The sequence below is a fragment of the Halioglobus sp. Uisw_031 genome (genome assembly GCF_047729875.1).
Taxonomy (GTDB): domain Bacteria; phylum Pseudomonadota; class Gammaproteobacteria; order Pseudomonadales; family Halieaceae; genus Marimicrobium.
In genome coordinates this window covers 1,833,985-1,853,925 of the sequence record NZ_CP159826.1, presented here as the reverse complement: position 1 = coordinate 1,853,925, position 19,941 = coordinate 1,833,985, and the positions used below count along the sequence as shown (strand labels likewise).

Here is a 19,941-nt window from a genome sequence, read left to right as displayed (position 1 = left end):
CCTCAGTCTGCGTTTTCCACCAGCGATCTTCCGATCACTTTCAGAGCCAGTGTTTCTTCTGCACCTTCAAAAATAGACAAAACACGAGCGTCGGCAAAATAACGACTGACGGGAGTCTCCTCAGCATAGCCCATACCGCCGTGAATCTGTAAGGCTTCTCGTGTCAGCCACTCGGCAGCCCTGCCTGCGAACAACTTGGCTGCGCTGGCTTCCATGTCACCCGCACCGGAATCCATCAAATGTGCAACCTCGTAGGTAATCTGACGACACGCAAGTACCAGTGAGGCCATACGCGCTAGTTTAACCTGAGTGAGTTGATATTGTGCGATCGACTTGCCAAACACAATACGGTCTTTCGAGTAGGAGATAGATTTTTCGAACGCGGCACGCATAACACCCACAGCGCGGGCTGCTGTTTGTATGCGCCCTCCGGAAAATCCTGCCATTGCGTAATAAAAGCCCTTTCCCTCACCGTCAGCGCCTCCCAGCATATTCTGCTCGGGAACATAGAGATCATCGAAAAAAAGTTCGAAGGAGTGCATGCCTCGGTAGCCGATAGTCGCAATGGCGCGCCCGGTCAGTTTGCCGCCCGTCTCAGGTGAGACCTCAAAGTGGTGGTCATCGCTCGAAGGCTTCTCCACCAGAAACATAGACAGACCACGATGTCCGAGAGTCATATCAGGGTTAGTCCGTGCAAGGACCAGCAGCAATCCAGCCTTGCCCCCGAAAGTACACCAGGTCTTGGCGCCATTCAACAACCAACCGCCCTCGGTCGCAGTCGCTTTGAGGCGCACGCCTGCCACGTCAGAGCCGTAGTTGGGCTCCGTAACCGCAACGGCGCACAGAGGGTCTCCGACGGCTAGCTGCGGCAACCAGTATTGCTTCTGTTCTTCGGTGCCGCCCTTGAGTAGCGCGCGCGCAAGAATTTCCGGTCGCGTAATAAGGCTGCCAGCGGCACCAATTGAGCCGCGAGATAATTCCTCGGTGACCACAATCATACCGAGCGTGTCTTCTTTATCGTCCTCCTGCAGGCCTCCATATTTGGCTGGGATAGACAAGCCGAACATACCCATTTCTTTTAGCGGCTCCAGAATAGCGTCGGGAATGATAAGATCTTCGCGGTGAATGGACTCAGCAAGCGGTGCAACGACATCGTCGGAAAAGCGACGGAAAGTATCGCGCATAATGGTGTGATATTCGCTGAGGAGATCCGGTCCTAGATCGCCATCTCGATCTAATATGGCCTGGCCAATCGCTGCAATATTTTTCGCTGCGAGCTGCTTCGATAGAAACTCCTCTGCAACCGGATCGCTGATAATATCTGCGTGTGTCACGCCGTAGTCTGCAGGGCGTGCTCGCAAACGGTTGACCGTATTGGTTATGGCCTCGGCACAAAACAGGTTAGACAGTTGTATTGTCAGTGTATTCTCGGACACTGAACGCGCGGCGAGTTGCAGGGCATGCGCCGTGAGAAACCGAGCCGCGGTGCATTCCGACCAGCTTAGGGATAGCTCGTATGAGGCCAACTGGTGTTCATCCAGTTTTGCAGGAGAAACCCGTTCTCCGTCTAGGGTTAGCACCTTTAATGCCGACAGCGCAGTATCGATAAGCTGTGTCGTTGCCTGCAGGGCGGCACCAGCCTGCTGGAGCTGTTGCTCAAGATCAGAAAAAGCGTCAGACATGATTAATGTTACTCATTGATAATAAAGGTTATTTACTGGAATTGCGTTGAGTCCACGAAGGCCAATAGGAGTTTAATGCTCTAAACCACTAATGTTAGAGCTTTGCCCCCTGTTAGACAACCGTCAGATGATATTTGCGTCTTTTATGCACTAGATAATATGTGGGTAATCCGCAATGGATCAGAATCGGCACGCTTGCTTGCCCACAGGCTATGGGCTTCTGTATCCTTAGCGGCCTTTACACCACGCGCAACACTCTCCATAGGAATCAACTCATGACTACCAGACCCCGTCGCTCGCTGCTGTATATGCCAGGTTCGAATCCGCGTGCTCTTGACAAGGCACGCTCTCTTCTTGCTGATGGGCTGATACTTGATATGGAGGACTCAGTCGCTCCCGAGGCTAAGTCGCTGGCACGGGAACAGATTGCAGCCGCGCTAAAGACGGGGGGCTATGGCCACCGGGAATTGATCGTGCGTATCAATGCCTTATCAACGGACTGGGGGGCTCAGGATATCAAGGCGATCTGCGAGTTTCCCACTGCGCCGGATGCCGTTTTGATTCCGAAGATTGACTCTGCTAAGAATGTTATCGATGCCATTGCTGCGTTTGAGAGCGCAGGTTGCCCTGAATCCGTGGATATGTGGATCATGGCAGAAACACCTTTGTGCATCTTGAATATAGCAGAGATTGCCGCAGCCCACCCTCGCCTTCGTGGCATGGTGTTAGGAACATCGGATCTTTCCAAGGATACGCGCGTGCGCCATACACCCGACCGGCTAGGTTTCATTGCCGCCCTTAATTTGTGCGTCTACGCCGCGCGCGCGCATGGTTTAACCGTTATCGACGGGGTTCAACTCGATCTTGAAAACGACGAGCTCTTACACGCTTCCTGTGAGCAGGGACGGGACTTGGGCTTTGATGGCAAAAGCCTGATTCATCCCAATCAGATTGCGGCGGCCAATACGGTCTTTGCCCCTGATGAGGCTGAAATTGTGGCCGCTAAAGGTATCATAAAGGCTTTCGAGGAAGCTCTGGCGCAAGGCAAGGGCGTGGTGGTCGTTAACGGTCGCCTCGTTGAAAACCTGCACGTTGAAGAAGCGAAGCGGCAAATCGCACTGGCTGCGACCATTGCGCAATTGAGCGGATGACGCCTGCGCCGAACAGTGCGTATTGCCGGCGCTAGAATAGATCCCGCGTCTTAGCAAAAAGATCGCAGACACGCATTCAATGGTGGGGATGCCCTTGAACTAGTTGCTATGCGACACCAATAACCCCACTGTCCACAAGATAGTTCAGTAATGCGACAGTGCCGGTGTCGGCGAGAGCGGTTTTCATATCTGATGCTGTCAGGCGCCAGCTCTCACACAAAATAAGCAGACTCGGCAGCACCGATTCATCGAATTTTTGGCATTCACCGTTGGCGAAGACAACAATATTCCTCGCGTCCTGCTGCCAAGCAAGCTTGGCCGCCGGGTGCAGCTCCACTATTTTTGGGCCATCCTTTAATACTGCATGGGCTTGGGCTAGGTCGTCCTCGTCCTGTAGGGGAGTCTCATGGGGGTCAGTGACTAGCTCACCAAACCAGTGGTTCCCATCGGCCTGGTCTAAAGCCCCTTGCAGCTGAGCCAATGCCCGATCCAGATCACGCTGATGTATTTCGCCCGGACGCGCCATCGGTGCACGCTTGGCATCACGATAGAAGGTCTCCGGCTCCAGTTTCTCCAGCAGCTGGTCTGCCCAGCGCGACACCATGTCAGAGATTCTCGGAGCGCGAAAGCCGATGGAGAATGTCGTACATTCAGATTGAGCTATGCCCCAGTGCGCAGTGCCAGGCGGCACGTAAAGAATATCTCCGCAGCGCAACAAATGCTCTTCAGACGTCTCAAAAGCATCCAAAATGCGCAGTTCATCGTGCGGTAGTAGTGCTGTGGTGTCGTCGCAAAATTGACCCAACTTCCATAATCGTTCACCGCTTCCCTGCAACAGAAATACGTCATAGTTGTCATAGTGTGGGCCCACACTGCCGCCCTCTACAGCATAGCTGACCATAATATCATCTACCCGCCACTGTGGAATAAAATCGATTAGTTTGCGCAGTGCTGCAACGTCGGGAAAATAGTGATCAACCGCCTGCACCAATAAGGTCCAGGGAAGGTCGCGATCAAAGTCGTCGGTGTGAAAGGGACCATGATGAACGTTCCAGGCATTATCGCGGCATTCAATAAGGCGCGATTCCACTTGCTCCTCCAGCGCCAATCCTGCTAGTTCATGACTGCTCACCGGCGGTTTGAATTCGCTAATGGCGTTGCGAATCAGCAAAGCCTTACTCTGCCAGTGTTGTGCTAAAAATTTGTCCCGATCGAGATTCAGTTTCCAGTTACACGCAATCACTTTAGTTACTCGATGTCCTGGGCCTGAGCAACAGCATTCCCGATATAGTCTGCTGGCGTAAGCGCTAGTAATTTTTTTCGGGCTTCTTCAGGTAAGTCCAGTGTCTCCACGAAAGCCTGAATCACTTCCTGGCTCATGTCTTGCCCGCGAGTGAGTTCCTTCAATTTCTCGTAGGGCTTTTCGATCCCGTAACGACGCATCACGGTTTGTATCGGTTCTGCTAGCACCTCCCAGCTGTCATTGAGGTCCTGAGCCATGCGAGCCTCGTTCAGTCGCAGCTTGCCAATGCCTTTGATGCAGGCCTGATAGGCGATTAGACTGTAACCGAAGCCGACACCCATATTGCGCAGTACAGTACTGTCAGTGAGATCTCTCTGCCAGCGACTGACGGGTAATTTGGCGGCCAAATGACTAAATACTGCGTTGCCTAGGCCCAGATTCCCCTCGGAATTTTCGAAATCGATAGGGTTGACCTTGTGCGGCATCGTGGACGAGCCTACTTCACCGGCGACCGTTTTCTGGGTGAAATATCCCATTGAAATATAGCCCCAGATGTCTCGATTGAAATCGATAAGAATCGTGTTAAAACGTGCGATATTGTCAAACAATTCTGCCATGTAGTCGTGCGGCTCAATCTGGGTTGTATAGGGATTGAACGTCAGCCCTAGGCTCTCTACGAAGCACTTGGCATTGGCCTGCCAGTCGACCTGTGGATAGGCGCTCAGAGGCGCGTTGTAATTGCCTACGGCACCATTGATCTTGCCGAGGTACTGTACCTGTTCCAGCTGACTCAGTTGTCGCCGCAGACGTGCCACCACATTGGCAAACTCTTTGCCCATAGTCGTGGGACTGGCCGTCTGACCGTGAGTACGTGCAAGCATAGGTACCGCGGCTGCACTGTGGGCGACGGCGCTGAGGGCGGCAGTGACTTCCAGCATATTCGGAAGCAGCACCTGCGCGATACCGTCGCGCAGCATCAGCGCATGAGACAGATTATTGATGTCTTCCGACGTACAGCCGAAGTGCACAAACTCGGAAATTGACTCGAGTTCAGTGTTGCCAAGAAATTTTTCTTTGATAAAATACTCAACGGCCTTGACGTCATGATTAGTCGTCGCCTCAATGTCCTTGATACGACAGGCATCTGCTTCGCCGAAATTGTGCAACAGCTGTTCAAGGTGCTGATTTGCCGCACTAGTAAGAGCAGGCACCTCAGTGATGCTGTCGTGTGTAGACAGGCACTGTAGCCAGCGTATTTCGACTAAGACTCGACGCTTGATCAGTCCATATTCACTGAATACCTCGCGCAGAGCCGCCGTTTTGTTGCCATAACGTCCGTCGATAGGCGAGACGGAGGTGAGTGCAGACAGATTCATGCGGTTCTCCAACAATGAAAAATTCATCTTACACCACGCCCAGTCCACGGGACAGGTTCTGGGCACTGCGTAATAGTTTCTTACGGTACAGTAGTAGCCCCCATCGGTGTCCGCCGAGTTGGCGCCACAGGAAGGCCGAGCGAACTCCCGCTAACAATACAGTGCGAATCATCTGTGCCTTTTTGGGGTCCTGCAGGTGCTGTGCGCTGCCCGAGACCTTGATGCGAAATTTGTGATTGCTCAACGTATCTTCATAGATGCCAGAAATACTGTGACACAGTTCATTGACGTTATTGGAAAAATGTTCTGCCCGAAAACTGGTGTGATTAAGACGCGAGCGCACCACAGACACCATCTCTGTGTTGGCGGCAAATTTGCGCTCAAGATAGAGCAAGCTAAATACGTAGCGAACTAGATCGTGGGTTTCCTGCGCTTTGGTGTCGGCCAGAAGACTGCTCAGGTTCTGTAGGCCCAATTTCACGCCTGAGATACCACCAAAGAGATCGGCCGCGCTATCCGGCGAGAATACAAACAGGCTGTGAATTGAAGACTCGAGAAAATCCAGAGGATAGCTGCCCGTTTTGGAAATCTGGTCAACCAGCCGCGCAGCCTGAGCCACGCCAGCGAGGGCAATCGTCTGTTGCTCGAGATTAGACAGTGGAGTATCGCTCATCTATGGTCCTGTTTGCGCAATGACACCGCCGCCTAGGCAACGATCATTCTGGTAAAATACCACGGACTGCCCCGGCGTGATGGCGCGTTGGAGTTTGTCGAAATCCACGCGGTAGCCGCACGGAGCAGAGCCAGACAGCGTGCAGGCCTGATCCGCTTGCCGATAACGTACTTTGGCGGCGCATGATAAGGGCAGGGGAGGCGCCTCCTCTGATACCCAATAAATCTCGGTAACAGTTAAACTGGACTTGAACAGCGCTGGGTGATCGTTACCCTGGGCTACCAGCAAGACGTTGCGCGCCAGATCTTTGTCGACCACATACCAAGGTGCTTCTTTGTGTTGCGAGAGCCCGCCGATACCCAGGCCCTGGCGCTGTCCAATAGTGTGATACATCAAGCCCTGATGAACGCCCAGTGTTTTGCCGTCAAGATTGTGAATTTCTCCGGGCTGCGCAGGCAGATATTGTTGAAGGAAGTCTTTAAAACGTCGCTCACCGATGAAACAGATGCCGGTTGAATCCTTTTTCTTTGCCGTCGCGAGTCCGTGCTCCAGAGCCAGACGTCGCACCGCTGGCTTTTCGATCTCTCCAACTGGAAACAGTGTTTTTTCCAATTCTGAATGGCCAACTGAATGTAGGAAATAGCTCTGGTCTTTATTGGCATCCAGGCCCTTTAGCAGGGTCCCTTTCCCGTCTGATTCGCCGCGGCGCGTATAGTGCCCGGTTGCAATATAATCGGCTTCAAGCTGCATAGCGTATTCAAGAAACGCTTTAAACTTGATTTCACGGTTACACAAAATGTCGGGGTTGGGCGTGCGGCCGGCTTTGTACTCAGCCAAAAAATATTCGAATACATTATCCCAATATTCTGCGGCAAAATTGGCGCCGTGCAAGGTGATCCCCAGTTTGTCCGCCACCGCCTGTGCGTCGGCAAAATCTTCCTTTGCTGTGCAGTATTCAGTCCCGTCGTCCTCTTCCCAATTTTTCATAAAGAGGCCTTCCACTCGATAGCCCTGCTCCAGTAACAGGAGGGCAGCGACCGATGAGTCGACACCGCCGGACATACCGACGATGACTTTGCTGGCACAGTTCACACTCTTCATGGATGGATAATCAGGTCCAAAGGATAACAAATGCCCTGGCGCTGTCTGTCTATCACCGCCAGCGCTAGGGGACTGCGCATTCTAGCAGACCGAGCGACGATTGCCTCGTAGTCGAACCAGTGTACCGCGTGAATGTCGGGATCCAAGATGGCATTTTTGGCGCGATGCACGGCTGTGGCCAAAAACGTGGTGCGGTGATATGTAATGCCATTCGTTGGTGCTATATATAGTGAGACGCCTAACACGCCAATCAATTCAATGTCCCAGCCGGTTTCTTCCAGTGTTTCGCGAAGAGCAGCCTGTGCGAGAGATTCCCCGGCCTCTACATGGCCTGCAGGTTGATTGAACACCATTTCTCCGCTGGTTTTGTCACGCTCCTCCACCATGAGGTATTTACCCTCTTTTTCGATGACGCATGCGACGGTGATATGGGGTGGCCACTTTTCAGTGCCCGATTCTGTCTTAAATGATTCATCCATAACCTTACTGATCTTCCCAATTCCTATACTGTTCTGTGTAATGTGACTCGTCTTGTTCCCAAAGCCGCACCTATATAAGCTACTGGTGAGCTTGTTACAGCACAAAATTTAACCAATGTGCGTTGAAGCTGATGACCAGATGATACCCGATTCAAAAGCCTTATATCGTCCAATTACCGCGGGTGAGAAAACGTTGTGGAATCCCAAAGGAATTTAGTAGCATTTAGGGAGCGATCTCAGCAACATCGGCCGGATAATTTGTTGATGCCGGTTTTTATTCCCCTACTTTGTTAGCGCCCTTACCCCATCATAGAGCCGGACAGTGGTCTGCAAACAGACCTTGGTTGTTAACCTGCTGCTGCTGCCATCCGAGAGAATCGTCGGATAAAAAATCCGCTCGATAAAAATCCTATTATTGCAAAAGCTCCCAGCGCCGAAAACACTTTTTGGTGCCCTACGATACTGGTATTGTTGTCTAACAACCAACCCATCCCCGGCGCCACAAATATATCCGGGGTAAAGCCGATTACCGAGATGACGCCAATCGCAGTCCCTGTGACGGCTATGGGTATCTTTGACTCTGCCACCAGTGCAAAATAAATCGCATGCAAGGCGTATACAGCAAAACTAGTAATGACGACGTTTGTCACCAGCACCCAGTAAAGTCCAGGCTCGGGCGTCATAAACGTAAGCAAAAAATAACCAATAACCAGCAAGCCGAACGAGGCGATAACGACTTTAGAGGGCCTATAGCGGTCGGCTAGGAATCCGGCCATTACTGCCGCAATCGGTCGAATCCAACTACTGAGCCCACCAATGGTGGCACCTTCAATTTCAGTCAGGCCGAAACCCTGAGTCGCATAAAGTACATAGTAATCGACGCCTTTGTAGGCGACGTAGGCACTCATCACGATAAGCATCTGCGGCCAAATAAGCGGATTGCTCAATACCTTGCTTAGTCCGCGTCGCAAAATAAAGGCTGACGGCGCCGATGTTTCGACGCCAGCTTGAATTGGAATAAAGAGAGCGACGAAGACACCAGCGATCAGTGTTGCGCCCACGTACAAGTAAATAATATCCTGCATGGCTTGGCGTCGCTCCCCTGAGACTAAGTTGGCCAAATCGCCCGGCAGTGCAAAAGACAAGATCGCTATCGCAAGCGAGACTAAAATTGCCGCAAAAAGTCCTCGTCCCGCCTCCAAAAACCCAAATGCCTTACCCTGTTGCTTTACGCCACCCCATTCGCGTGTGGCCTTAATGAGAGCACCCCAGAACAACAATATCGTAGAACAACCCCAAAAAGCGTACAGATAATACAAGCCTTGCAGGTCGGGAATTTCAGCAAAGTAAAAGCCACCCATGCCGGTAGCAAATAAGGCGACAATGAGTAGATGTCTCGCCTCGAAGCGGTCGGCCAGTGGGCCTCCTAAAAAATACGACAGCATGGCCACGATGCCGTAGGTGGCCTGCACCTGACCAATCTGCAAATTACTGACTTGGAATACTTCCAACACCGTTGGGCGAAAAAAACGCACCACGTGGAATGGCAGGGAGAAGATCGCTTCGCCCGCCATGATAAGAGAGACGATGCCCATCACACGATACAAACGCGGTGAGAATAGTTTAGGCATAGTGTGGATGGCATGCGAACAACAATTAACTGGATCCTTGGTTAACGTCTAAAACAACAACACGAGCGGCGGCAGCAAAAGGGCAAGACCATGCCAGGGACAAAAAGGCAAACTCCGGCTGACAATGATACCCGCTAATGTATCAGATGCTCAACGATTAAGCCGCGGGTGTTTGGCGAAGAACAATAAAGACTGTTAAATGCCAATCGCCGTCCGATATGCGGCGCGGACAGGGTACGTAGCGATGATAGGGTCCGGCCATTGCGTCACTTAGGGCTTCCTCTGGGGCGGGTTGGGCTTCATGCGCCGGATTGTCATAGGCACGGACATCTCACGATACTGACCTGGCTGCAGACCTTCAATGGTCCACTCTCCCACGGCGATGCGCACCAGCCGTAAGGTTGGAAAGCCGACATTAGCGGTCATGCGGCGAATCTGTCGATTGCGTCCCTCTCGAATAGACAGTTCCAACCATGAGTCACTCACGGTCTTGCGCACGCGTATGGGAGGATCTCTGTCCCAAAGGACTGGCTGAGCGACCTTTCTGGCTTTGGCAGGGCGGGTCATCCCATCATTAAGTTTGACGCCTGTTGCCAGCTGCTCCACAGTCGCTGTATCAGGCTCGCCTTCCACCTGTACCAGGTAGTTTTTCCAGTTCTTGTGCACTGGATTGGCAATTTGCTGCTGCAGACGGCCGTCATCTGTCAGTATCAGTAGCCCTTCAGAGTTGTAGTCGAGCCGCCCTGCAACGCGATAACCCGGGGCCGTCATATAGTTTGCCAGAGTAGGGCGCCCGTCATCATCCGTGAACTGACTGAGGACGTTAAAAGGTTTGTTAAATAGGATGATATTCGCCATCTAAAAAGCAGCTCAGTAGTTTAAAAAAATGCAGGCCGTCACGGGAGAAGTCAGCGTCCAACCGTGTTACAATATAGGCCCTTTTCTAGGGGGCATATCATAGCACCCTCTGCTTTCCACGAACCCGCAGCAACGGAGTAATTTATGGGCTACAAACATATTCAGGTTCCTTCGCAAGGTGACAAAATCACCGTCAATGAAGATTTCAGCCTGAACGTCCCCGACAATCCTATCATTCCCTATATCGAAGGCGACGGCATAGGCATAGATATTAGTCCGGTTATGATTGATGTCGTCAATGCCTCGATCGAAAAGGCGTACGGCGGCAAGAAGAAGATCTCCTGGATGGAGATTTATACCGGGGAGAAGGCCGCTGAGCTCTACGACGGTGACTGGTTTCCCGAGGAAACTCTGCAGGCAATTAAGGAATATGCGGTGGGTATCAAAGGCCCACTGACCACGCCGGTCGGCGGCGGCTTTCGCTCATTAAATGTTGCCTTACGTCAAGAGTTGGACCTGTATACCTGTCTGCGGCCAGTGCGCTGGTTTGAAGGTGTGCCCTCGCCGGTCAAGAACCCAGGCGACTGTAATATGGTGATTTTTCGTGAGAACTCTGAAGACATCTACGCGGGCGTCGAATATCAAGCAGGAACGCCTGAAGCACAGAAAGTCGTTGATTTTCTGATTAACGAGATGGGCGCGACTAAAATTCGCTTTCCTACCAATGTCGGCATTGGTATCAAGCCGGTTTCCGAAGAGGGAACCAAGCGGTTGGTACGTAAAGCTATCCAGTACGCCATCGACCAGAACCTGCCCTCGGTGACGCTAGTCCACAAGGGCAACATCATGAAGTTTACCGAAGGTGCCTTCCGTGACTGGGGCTACGAACTCGCTCAGCAAGAGTTTGGCGGTGAATTGATCGATGGAGGCCCCTGGGTTTCTATTAAGAATCCTAAAAATGGCAGTGAGATTGTGATCAAGGACGTGATTGCCGACGCTATGTTGCAGCAGATATTGACCCGTCCAAAGGAATACAGCGTGGTGGCCACCCTGAATCTAAATGGCGACTACCTGTCTGATGCATTGGCGGCACAGGTAGGCGGCATCGGCATCGCTCCAGGCGCCAACCTATCAGATACTATCGCTCTTTTTGAAGCGACCCATGGCACTGCGCCCAAGTACGCCGGGCAAGACAAGGTGAATCCTGGTTCACTGATTCTTTCTGCAGAAATGATGCTGCGTCATATGGGGTGGAACGAAGCGGCCGATCTGATCATCGACGGCATGAACGGTGCCATTCAAAATGCTACGGTGACGTATGACTTTGAGCGCCAGATGGAGGGCGCCACCTTGCTGAGCTGCTCCGAGTTTGGTCAAGCGATTATCGCCTCGATGTAGCTTCCCGCTTCGGTAATGAGAGGCTCGTGGTGACACGGGCCTTTTTTTTGCTCTCGATGTGCTTAGATCCTACGCTTAGCCCCAATGGGTGAACCTGGGGCGACCAACCCGAACATGAACACACTACTGGCCAAGGTACAGCCCTAAGCAGGCTGCTTTGAGTCGTCAAGATCAGCAATTTTTTAGAGCTTATATCGAAGTAATTAGCCGGTCTAGTCAAACCGCATCTTTCCCCCCCCTTGAAAACTCGTATAATAGGAACCATAAACAGTAATGGTTTAACAGGCAGCAACCAGCGTATGTTAGTGAATGTGATCCACCAGCCCCGTCAATCGCGTATGAGCAAGGAAGAAGAGGATTCCTCGGGCGGACTTGCGCTTGATGAATCAAAGCCGGAACTTAAACAGCCGGCGCTGTTTAAAGTAGTGTTGATCAATGATGACTACACACCAATGGAATTTGTAGTGGAGGTGCTCGAAGTGTTTTTCCGTATGAATCGAGAACAGGCGACGCATGTTATGCTGACTGTGCACACGCAAGGCAAGGGCGTATGCGGTATTTTCACTCGTGATATCGCTGAAACGAAAGCCGCACAGGTCAACCAATATGGCCGTGAAAAAGAACACCCGCTATTATGTGAAATCGAGGCCTTAGAGGGATAAGCCCCTGGAGCGTTAACTATGCTGAGCAAAGACCTAGAACACACGTTAAACGATGCCTTCAGGGGCGCAAGGGCTAAACGCCACGAATTTATGACAGTGGAACACCTGTTGCTCGCGCTTTTAGATAACAACGAGGCACTGCAGGTATTGAAGGCATGTGGCGCTGATATAGGCAATCTGCGCGGCGACCTAGTGGAATTCGTTGATGCGACAACACCCCTTATTCCGCAGGACGAGGATGAGCGCGATACACAGCCAACACTCGGTTTTCAGCGTGTATTGCAGCGTGCTGTGTTTCATGTCCAGTCGTCTGGTAAAAGCGAAGTTACCGGCGCCAATGTCCTGGTCGCCATCTTCAGTGAACAGGAAAGTCAGGCCGTCTTCTTTCTGAAGGCGGAAAGTGTTGCGCGACTAGACGTGGTGAACTATATGACCCACGGCATCTCCAGAGTCTCCAACGACGGAGATTCGTCAGAGTCCGGCCAGGTGGGTAACGATGAGAGTCAGAGTGAAGACGGCGGAGCAAACCCCCTCGATAGCTTTTCAACCAACCTAAATTTAGAAGCTGAAGCGGGGCATATTGACCCACTGATTGGACGTCTTAATGAAGTAGAGCGGCTGGCGCAAATTTTGGCTCGCAGACGTAAAAATAATCCTCTATTGGTCGGCGAATCCGGGGTGGGCAAGACGGCCATTGTGGAAGGTTTAGCCAAGAAGATTGTCGACGGCGATGTGCCCGACATCCTCAAGGATAGCGTGGTGTATTCTCTTGATCTCGGTGCTTTGTTAGCGGGCACTAAATACCGCGGTGATTTTGAGAAGCGATTCAAGGGGCTGCTGTCTGAATTGCAGAAGCGCGATAACGCGATTCTATTTATCGATGAAGTGCACACTATTGTTGGTGCCGGCGCCGCCTCTGGCGGGGTTATGGATGCCAGTAACTTGTTGAAGCCCTTACTGACGTCAGGAAAATTGCGCTGCATTGGTTCGACCACGTTCCAAGAATATCGCGGAATATTCGATAAGGATAAGGCACTGAGTCGTCGCTTTCAAAAAATCGATGTCATGGAACCGAGTCCCGACGATGCCTACAAGATTCTAAAGGGACTGAAATCCCGATTCGAAGAGCACCACGGCCTGCGCTACACAGACAGGGCCTTGCGCGTCGCAACGGATCTGTCTGCCCGCTACATCAACGATCGGTTGCTACCTGACAAAGCCATCGATGTTATCGACGAAGCCGGGGCATATCAGCAGTTGCTGCCTGCATCCAAGCGCAAAAAGGTGATTGGCGTCACTGATATTGAAGCGGTCATTGCGAAAATCGCGCGCATTCCACCCAAGTCGGTGAGTGCTAATGACAAGGAAACTTTGCAAAAGCTGGAAAAAAACCTGCAAATGGTGGTATTTGGGCAGGACGATGCTATAAGCAACCTGGCGACTTCCATCAAACTGGCACGCGCGGGCCTCAGGGGTGGCGAAAAGCCCATTGGATCGTTTCTGCTGGCTGGACCCACCGGTGTGGGCAAGACAGAAATTACCCGTCAACTAGCGGGCTTGCTGGGGCTGGAGCTAGTCCGTTTCGATATGTCCGAGTATATGGAAAGGCATACGGTGTCGCGGTTGATTGGAGCGCCTCCCGGTTACGTGGGTTTTGATCAGGGCGGATTGCTGACGGATGCTGTCACCCAGAACCCACATGCCGTGGTGTTACTGGATGAAATTGAGAAAGCCCACCCGGATGTCTTTAATCTCTTATTGCAGGTGATGGATCATGGCACGCTGACCGACAACAACGGGCGCAAGGCTGATTTTCGCCATGTCATTCTGGTGATGACCACTAATGCCGGTGCGGAGAGCATTAGTCGGCGCACAATAGGTTTTACCACACAGGATCATAGCTCGGATGGAATGGAGGCAGTCAATCGTATGTTTACTCCGGAGTTTCGCAACCGCCTAGACAGCATTGTGCAATTTCAGCCTTTGGGTGAAGACGTTATTCTAACTGTCGTTGATAAATTTCTCACGGAGCTACAGTGCCAGCTGGATGAAAAACGTGTGACGCTAGATGTCGACGAAGAGGCACGTTTATGGCTTGTGGAGAAGGGCTATGATATCCACATGGGTGCGCGTCCGATGGAGCGTGTCATTCAGGAGCATATCAAGAAGCCGCTGGCTGAACTGATACTCTTCGGATCGCTATCACAGTCAGGTGGCACGGCACACGTGCATCTCGATAAGGCTAATAACACGCTGACAGTAACAGTGGAGGAGGAGGAGGCTGAGCTTCAAAAGAGCTAGCCCGGCTTATCGTTCTCGGTAAGTAATACGCCCTTTCGACAGGTCGTAGGGGGTTAGTTCCACGCGCACCTTGTCACCGGTCAGAATGCGAATGTAGTTTTTTCGCATTTTTCCAGAAATATGTGCAGTCACTACATGACCGTTTTCCAACTGCACTCGGAAGGTCGTGTTGGGCAGGGTGTCAATCACCTCGCCTTCCATTTCAATCTGCTCTTCTTTTGCCATCAGGCAGCAATCCTCGCTTAAAAAGAGGGCGCAGTTTGCCTGAATCTAAGCGATAGCGCTAGCCTAATCTGCCTCAAGCCCAGTTCTGTTTGGAGCAGAGTGCTCGAGTGCACAAAATTTACAGTAATGTTGTCCAGCGATTTTTGACATACACCTGCAGTGGGCGATAATCGGATTTATAGGCCATTTTCTGGCAGTTCTTAATCCAATAGCCCAAATAGAGATACTCGAGGCCCAATTCTCGGGCCTGCTCAACCTCCCACAGAATGGCATATACACCAAGGCTACGCTTGGCTACCCCGGGATCAAAAAAGGTATAAATGGCCGACAAGCCGTCCTCTAGCGCGTCGACAACGGCCACGGCGACCAACGTGGCCTTGTCGTAGAACCGGAAATAGCGCGTACAGTCCCAAACGTTATTCAAAAAGGCCTCGAACTGTTCACGTTCGGCTGGATACATGTCTCCGTCGAAATGCCGCAGACTGATATAGCGCCGGTAAAGGTCAAATGCCTCGTCGTCGCTAATTTCATCTGTGCAGACTATCCTCAAATCCTGGTTGCGCTGCCAGATACGCTTTTGCCCACGACTTCGGGTGAATTCGCAGACCGGTATTCTCGCCGGAATACAGGCTTCGCAATGGGCACAGTGTGGTCGATAGATATGATCGCCGCTGCGGCGAAATCCGAGCGCGGACAGCTGGCTATACAACGCCTTATCGACTGGCTGACGAGGGTCGACAAAAAGGGTGGTCGCTTCCTGATCATCGAGGTAGCTGCAGCTGTGAGGGTAGGTGGTGTATACCTTGATGTCACGCAGAGATGACGTCATAGCAGGCCTCCACAGGTATCGGGCAGCTCCCAAATATCGCCGCTAGTAACGACGTCTACAGCCTGCTTAAGACGCTGCTCGAATTCCACACGCTTGATGGTCCGTGCTCCAAGAGAATTCAGATGTTCGCTCTCCAGTTGGCAATCAATCATATGGAAATCTGCGCGGCGTAAAATACTAACCAGCGCGACGAAAGCCACTTTAGACGCGTTAGATACCGAGCTAAACATAGACTCACCAAAAAATACTCGCCCCAATGAGACGCCGTAGAGGCCACCTACCAGCGAGCCTGCTGCGTCCATTACCTCTATCGAGTGGGCTAGGCCCTGCTGCTGGAGTCGGCTATAGGCGGCTACCATATCCGCATCAATCCATGTCCCAACCCCGTCGCCACGTGCTGCCGCGCAGGCACACATCACCTGCGTGAATTGTTGGTCGACGGCGAGTTGAAAGCCATTTCTTCTCAGTATTTTGCGCAGGGAGTTAGACACATGCAACTCGGCTGGAAACAGGACCGAACGTGGGTCAGGTGTCCACCACAGCAGCGGTTGTGGCGCTTCATACCAAGGGAAAATGCCGCGGCGATAGGCCAATATCAATCGCTGCGCGGAAAGATCTCCGCCCACAGCTAACAGACCGTTGGGATCCTCCAACGCTTCGCAGGACGGCGGAAAATCGGAGTCACTGTGAAGGCGTGTAAGAGGGCGCATACCTTATTAACTCAGAGCGCGTCGAGATATTTCTCTGCATCCAGCGCTGCCATACAGCCAAACCCCGCAGAAGTGACCGCTTGGCGGTAGACATGATCTGCCACATCCCCAGCAGCAAAAACGCCTGTCACACTGGTCGCGGTAGCGCTGCCCGTGGTGCCGCTGTGCACGGTCAGGTAGCCGTCCTTCATATCGACCTGCCCGGCGAAAATCTCAGTATTGGGTTTGTGTCCAATAGCGATAAAAACGCCGGCTAGGTCGATGTCACTGACCGTATTATCGGTCACATTCTGGACTCGCATCCCAGTGACACCGCTCGCATCACCCACGATCTCCTGCAGTGTATGATTCCACATAATCTTTACTTTGCCTTCTTTTTCTCTGGCAAATAAGCGGTCCTGAAGCACCTTTTCAGAACGCAGCGCATCACGGCGATGCACAAGAGTCACCTCGGACGCGATATTCGCTAGGTAGAGCGCCTCCTCAACGGCGGTATTGCCACCACCAATGACAGCAACTTTTTGATTGCGGTAGAAAAATCCATCACAGGTAGCGCAGGCGCTTACGCCTTTACCCGCATAAGCCTCTTCGCTCGGCAAACCTAGGTACTGGGCTGAGGCGCCTGTGGCTATAACAAGGGCGTCACAGCTGTAGCGTGAGGAACCCTCGAGCAAAAAGGGACGTGCGCTGAGATCTACTTGTTCGATATGGTCAAATACCACCGATGCGTCGAAGCGTTCCACATGCTCCTGCATTTGCTGCATCAATTGTGGGCCCTGCAGATCGGCAGCCCCGCCCGGCCAGTTTTCAACCTCTGTGGTGGTGGTGAGTTGTCCCCCCTGCTGAATGCCAGTGATCACCACAGGTTTAAGGTTGGCGCGAGCGGCGTAAACGGCTGCTGTATAGCCAGCGGGGCCGCTGCCCAGGATGATAAGGCGATGGTGCTGAATGTTACTCATGGCGTCGATTCCTGCTCATTGTTGTCAATAATTGTGCTGTTTACATCGGTCTGCTGGCCCATCGGGGATGCATGGGCCGAAGGTCTCCCCATTGGCGCTAAGACGCAACTAAATTGTCGCGCCCGCTGCCTGCCAATTCGTTCTGTATTGGGGCGGACTATGGTACTTTAAAGACTGGCCGTCTACAAAGATCAGGCGAAACCTTAAATAATTATCATAACCCTTTGAAATAAAACGTAAATGAGTTCACAATTACTTCTTGCTATGACCCCGATAGCGCTGTCTTGTATAGACAATTTTCCACTGCGCGCCACCTGTGAGGAAGATCAAAACCGTGCCCGACAGTACTAACGCAAACAGCTTCCTCGGTTCACGCTTGCGTGAGGGTGCTTTCATCGGTGTAGCAGCCGTCTGTCTTTACCTGCTGATGGCGCTGCTGACCTACAGTGCCAGCGATCCGGGTTGGTCGGCGACAGGCAGCGGCGCCAGTATTCGTAATTTGGGCGGTCCTACCGGCGCCTGGCTAGCCGATGTGTTTTTCTCTTTGGTGGGCTATGCCGCCTATTTATTCCCTTTAATGCTAGCGTATCGCGCGGTTGTGCTTCTGCTCCAGCGTACCAATGAAGAGCATTTTGACTGGACCACATTCGGCATTCGAGTTCTCGGGCTGGTATTGGTGATGATATCCGGTACTGCGCTTGCAGCCATGAATGATATCGGAGTCTCTGTATTACCCCAGGGAACGGGCGGGATTCTGGGTCAGGCGATCAGTGGTGGTTTCACTGTGGCTTTTAGTGCGACAGGGGGTCGCATGATACTGGTAGCCATTTTTCTATTCGGAATGACGATATTCACCGATCTTAGCTGGCTTACGACGGCAGAAAAAGTCGGAGCGTGGAGTATCTTGGCATTTAACGCTGCTCGACAACGTCTCACCAAGGGCATTGAGGACTTCCGCACAACCCGGCAACGCGAAAAGGCTGTAGAGGCGCGCAAGGTTGTCATCACGGAATTTGTTGAAAAAGGGAAGAAGCGTCAGCCGCCGAAAATTAAACCGTTAAAAGGTCCTGTTGAGAAAAGCGATCGACTCGAACGGGAAAAACAACAAACGTTGTTTGAGGCCCCAGCGACTGGCGACCTACCGCATCTTGAGTTGCTCGATGAGATGATAAAGGATCACACCCGAGGGTTTTCCAAGGAGGCTCTCGAAGGCCTCTCCAAATTGCTCGAGTTAAAGCTGCTTGATTTTGGCATCTCTGCCGAAGTGGTCGCCGTCTATCCCGGCCCGGTCGTCACGCGGTTTGAAATTCAGCCAGCGCCGGGCATCAAAGTATCTCGCATCTCCAACTTGGCCAAGGACCTGGCGCGCTCTTTGTCTGTTATTAGTGTGCGGGTGGTAGAGGTAATACCTGGCAAGTCAGTCGTTGGCATCGAAATTCCCAATGAGGACAGGGAAATCGTTAACTTCAGGGAAGTGCTTTCATCAACCGTTTTTGATGAGTCAAAGTCACCGCTGACGCTGGCCCTAGGACACGATATTTCCGGCCAGCCGATAGTGGCCGATCTGGCAAAAATGCCACACCTGCTAGTCGCTGGCACCACCGGCTCAGGAAAATCCGTTGGCGTAAACTCCATGTTGCTGAGCCTGTTGTTCAAGTCCGGACCGGCAGATGTGCGTCTGATCATGGTGGACCCTAAAATGCTGGAACTGTCTGTTTATGATGGCATTCCGCACTTACTGACGCCCGTAATCACCGACATGAAGGACGCGGCGAATGGCCTGCGCTGGTGTGTGGCGGAAATGGAGCGACGCTACAAATTAATGGCGTCTATGGGTGTGCGGAATCTTGCCGGTTACAATCGTAAGGTCGATGATGCCGCAAAGGCGGGGACCCCACTGACTGATCCGTTTTGGAAGCCAGATCCACTTTTTGCCGAAACCGATGAACAGCAAAGCCCGCCCAATCTGGAAAAACTGCCCAGTATTGTGGTCGTGATTGACGAGTTCGCCGACATGATTATGATTGTTGGAAAGACGGTTGAGCAGCTTATCGCCCGCATTGCACAAAAAGCACGAGCCGCCGGCATCCACCTGATACTTGCCACGCAGCGCCCATCGGTGGATGTGATCACCGGCCTCATTAAGGCCAATGTACCGACCAGAATTGCGTTTCAAGTTTCTTCAAAAATTGACTCACGCACCATCCTCGACCAGGGTGGAGCGGAACAACTTCTGGGCCATGGCGATATGCTGTATCTGCCACCCGGCAGCGGTGTGCCCACGCGGGTGCACGGTGCATTTTGTAGCGACGAAGAAGTACATCGCGTCGTTGCTGATTGGAAACGTCGTGGTGACCCCTTGTATATCGAAGGTTTACTTGACGAGGGCAGTAGTACGGCGGTTACCCCCGGAGAACTTCAGTCAGAGGCATCGGGCCAAGACGATGAGACCGATGCGCTATATGATGAAGCGGTCTATTACGTTACGCAGAGTCGTCGTGCCTCAATATCTTCCGTGCAGCGTAAGTTACGCGTGGGCTACAATCGCGCCGCACGCCTGATTGAAGCGATGGAAGCTGCCGGTATCGTTACCGATATGGGCACTAATGGACAGCGCGAAGTACTTGCGCCGCCTCCGCCAGAAGCCTAACCGGATAACTGAA

Annotated in this window: 17 protein-coding genes; 5 read left to right on the top strand and 12 right to left on the bottom strand. The window is 52.3% G+C overall.

All coding sequences use genetic code 11. The features are described 5' to 3' along the window. Window positions 1–2 precede the first annotated feature (2 nt). Window positions 3–1,682 carry an acyl-CoA dehydrogenase family protein gene (locus tag ABXT62_RS08435; protein WP_415358156.1) on the bottom strand — a complete coding sequence of 560 codons (1,680 nt, stop codon included), beginning with the start codon at window positions 1,680–1,682 and terminating at the stop codon, window positions 3–5. Between the two features lie 275 nt (window positions 1,683–1,957). Between ABXT62_RS08435 and ABXT62_RS08430 the strand changes: the two genes are divergently transcribed. After that, the gene (locus ABXT62_RS08430; protein WP_415358155.1) at window positions 1,958–2,833 is read left to right on the top strand and encodes an HpcH/HpaI aldolase/citrate lyase family protein; all 876 of its coding nucleotides are present in this window, start codon (window positions 1,958–1,960) and stop codon (window positions 2,831–2,833) included. Window positions 2,834–2,939: 106 nt separating this feature from the next. Here ABXT62_RS08430 and ABXT62_RS08425 read toward each other — a convergent pair whose 3' ends face one another. The 7 genes from ABXT62_RS08425 to ABXT62_RS08395 form a co-directional block, all read right to left on the bottom strand. Continuing rightward, window positions 2,940–4,076 (bottom strand): cupin domain-containing protein, encoded by a 1,137-nt coding sequence (locus ABXT62_RS08425; RefSeq protein ID WP_415358154.1) that lies wholly within the window; start codon window positions 4,074–4,076, stop codon window positions 2,940–2,942. Between the two features lie 5 nt (window positions 4,077–4,081). Next, a complete protein-coding gene (gene purB / locus ABXT62_RS08420; RefSeq protein ID WP_415358153.1) occupies window positions 4,082–5,452 on the bottom strand; it encodes an adenylosuccinate lyase in 1,371 nt (456 codons plus the stop codon). Window positions 5,453–5,480: 28 nt separating this feature from the next. Then, window positions 5,481–6,125: a high frequency lysogenization protein HflD gene (gene hflD / locus ABXT62_RS08415; RefSeq protein ID WP_415358152.1), complete on the bottom strand. Its 645-nt coding sequence runs from the start codon at window positions 6,123–6,125 to the stop codon at window positions 5,481–5,483. Continuing rightward, complete coding sequence (mnmA, locus tag ABXT62_RS08410) at window positions 6,126–7,226, bottom strand: tRNA 2-thiouridine(34) synthase MnmA (RefSeq protein ID WP_415358151.1); 1,101 nt, start codon at window positions 7,224–7,226, stop codon at window positions 6,126–6,128. Next, on the bottom strand, window positions 7,223–7,705 hold the full coding sequence (locus ABXT62_RS08405; protein ID WP_415358150.1) for an NUDIX hydrolase: 483 nt from the start codon (window positions 7,703–7,705) through the stop codon (window positions 7,223–7,225). Before ABXT62_RS08405 ends, mnmA begins: the two co-directional genes overlap by 4 nt. Before the next feature lie 347 nt (window positions 7,706–8,052). Next, the gene (locus ABXT62_RS08400) at window positions 8,053–9,336 is read right to left on the bottom strand and encodes an MFS transporter (RefSeq protein ID WP_415358149.1); all 1,284 of its coding nucleotides are present in this window, start codon (window positions 9,334–9,336) and stop codon (window positions 8,053–8,055) included. A gap of 270 nt (window positions 9,337–9,606) precedes the next feature. Continuing rightward, window positions 9,607–10,194 carry a pseudouridine synthase gene (locus ABXT62_RS08395; RefSeq protein ID WP_415358148.1) on the bottom strand — a complete coding sequence of 196 codons (588 nt, stop codon included), beginning with the start codon at window positions 10,192–10,194 and terminating at the stop codon, window positions 9,607–9,609. A gap of 144 nt (window positions 10,195–10,338) precedes the next feature. Between ABXT62_RS08395 and icd the strand changes: the two genes are divergently transcribed. The 3 genes from icd to clpA all read left to right on the top strand — a co-directional run bounded on the left by icd (window position 10,339) and on the right by clpA (window position 14,555). Further along, window positions 10,339–11,592, top strand: a complete 1,254-nt coding sequence (icd, locus tag ABXT62_RS08390) for an NADP-dependent isocitrate dehydrogenase (protein ID WP_415358147.1) — start codon at window positions 10,339–10,341, stop codon at window positions 11,590–11,592. A gap of 299 nt (window positions 11,593–11,891) precedes the next feature. After that, the gene (gene clpS / locus ABXT62_RS08385) at window positions 11,892–12,254 is read left to right on the top strand and encodes an ATP-dependent Clp protease adapter ClpS (RefSeq protein ID WP_415358146.1); all 363 of its coding nucleotides are present in this window, start codon (window positions 11,892–11,894) and stop codon (window positions 12,252–12,254) included. Window positions 12,255–12,272: 18 nt separating this feature from the next. Continuing rightward, entirely contained in the window at window positions 12,273–14,555 is a 2,283-nt protein-coding gene (gene clpA, locus ABXT62_RS08380) for an ATP-dependent Clp protease ATP-binding subunit ClpA (RefSeq protein ID WP_415358145.1), read from the top strand. A gap of 6 nt (window positions 14,556–14,561) precedes the next feature. Here clpA and infA read toward each other — a convergent pair whose 3' ends face one another. The 4 genes from infA to trxB all read right to left on the bottom strand — a co-directional run bounded on the left by infA (window position 14,562) and on the right by trxB (window position 17,278). Further along, window positions 14,562–14,780 carry a translation initiation factor IF-1 gene (gene infA, locus ABXT62_RS08375; protein WP_415358144.1) on the bottom strand — a complete coding sequence of 73 codons (219 nt, stop codon included), beginning with the start codon at window positions 14,778–14,780 and terminating at the stop codon, window positions 14,562–14,564. Between the two features lie 118 nt (window positions 14,781–14,898). Continuing rightward, window positions 14,899–15,609, bottom strand: coding sequence for an arginyltransferase (locus tag ABXT62_RS08370; protein WP_415358143.1), 711 nt, complete (start codon window positions 15,607–15,609; stop codon window positions 14,899–14,901). After that, complete coding sequence (gene aat, locus ABXT62_RS08365) at window positions 15,606–16,319, bottom strand: leucyl/phenylalanyl-tRNA--protein transferase (RefSeq protein ID WP_415358142.1); 714 nt, start codon at window positions 16,317–16,319, stop codon at window positions 15,606–15,608. Before aat ends, ABXT62_RS08370 begins: the two co-directional genes overlap by 4 nt. 11 nt (window positions 16,320–16,330) lie before the next feature. Further along, complete coding sequence (trxB, locus tag ABXT62_RS08360) at window positions 16,331–17,278, bottom strand: thioredoxin-disulfide reductase (RefSeq protein WP_415358141.1); 948 nt, start codon at window positions 17,276–17,278, stop codon at window positions 16,331–16,333. 334 nt (window positions 17,279–17,612) lie between these two features. Between trxB and ABXT62_RS08355 the strand changes: the two genes are divergently transcribed. Beyond that, window positions 17,613–19,928, top strand: coding sequence for a DNA translocase FtsK (locus tag ABXT62_RS08355; protein WP_415358140.1), 2,316 nt, complete (start codon window positions 17,613–17,615; stop codon window positions 19,926–19,928). The last annotated feature ends 13 nt before the right edge of the window (window positions 19,929–19,941 follow it).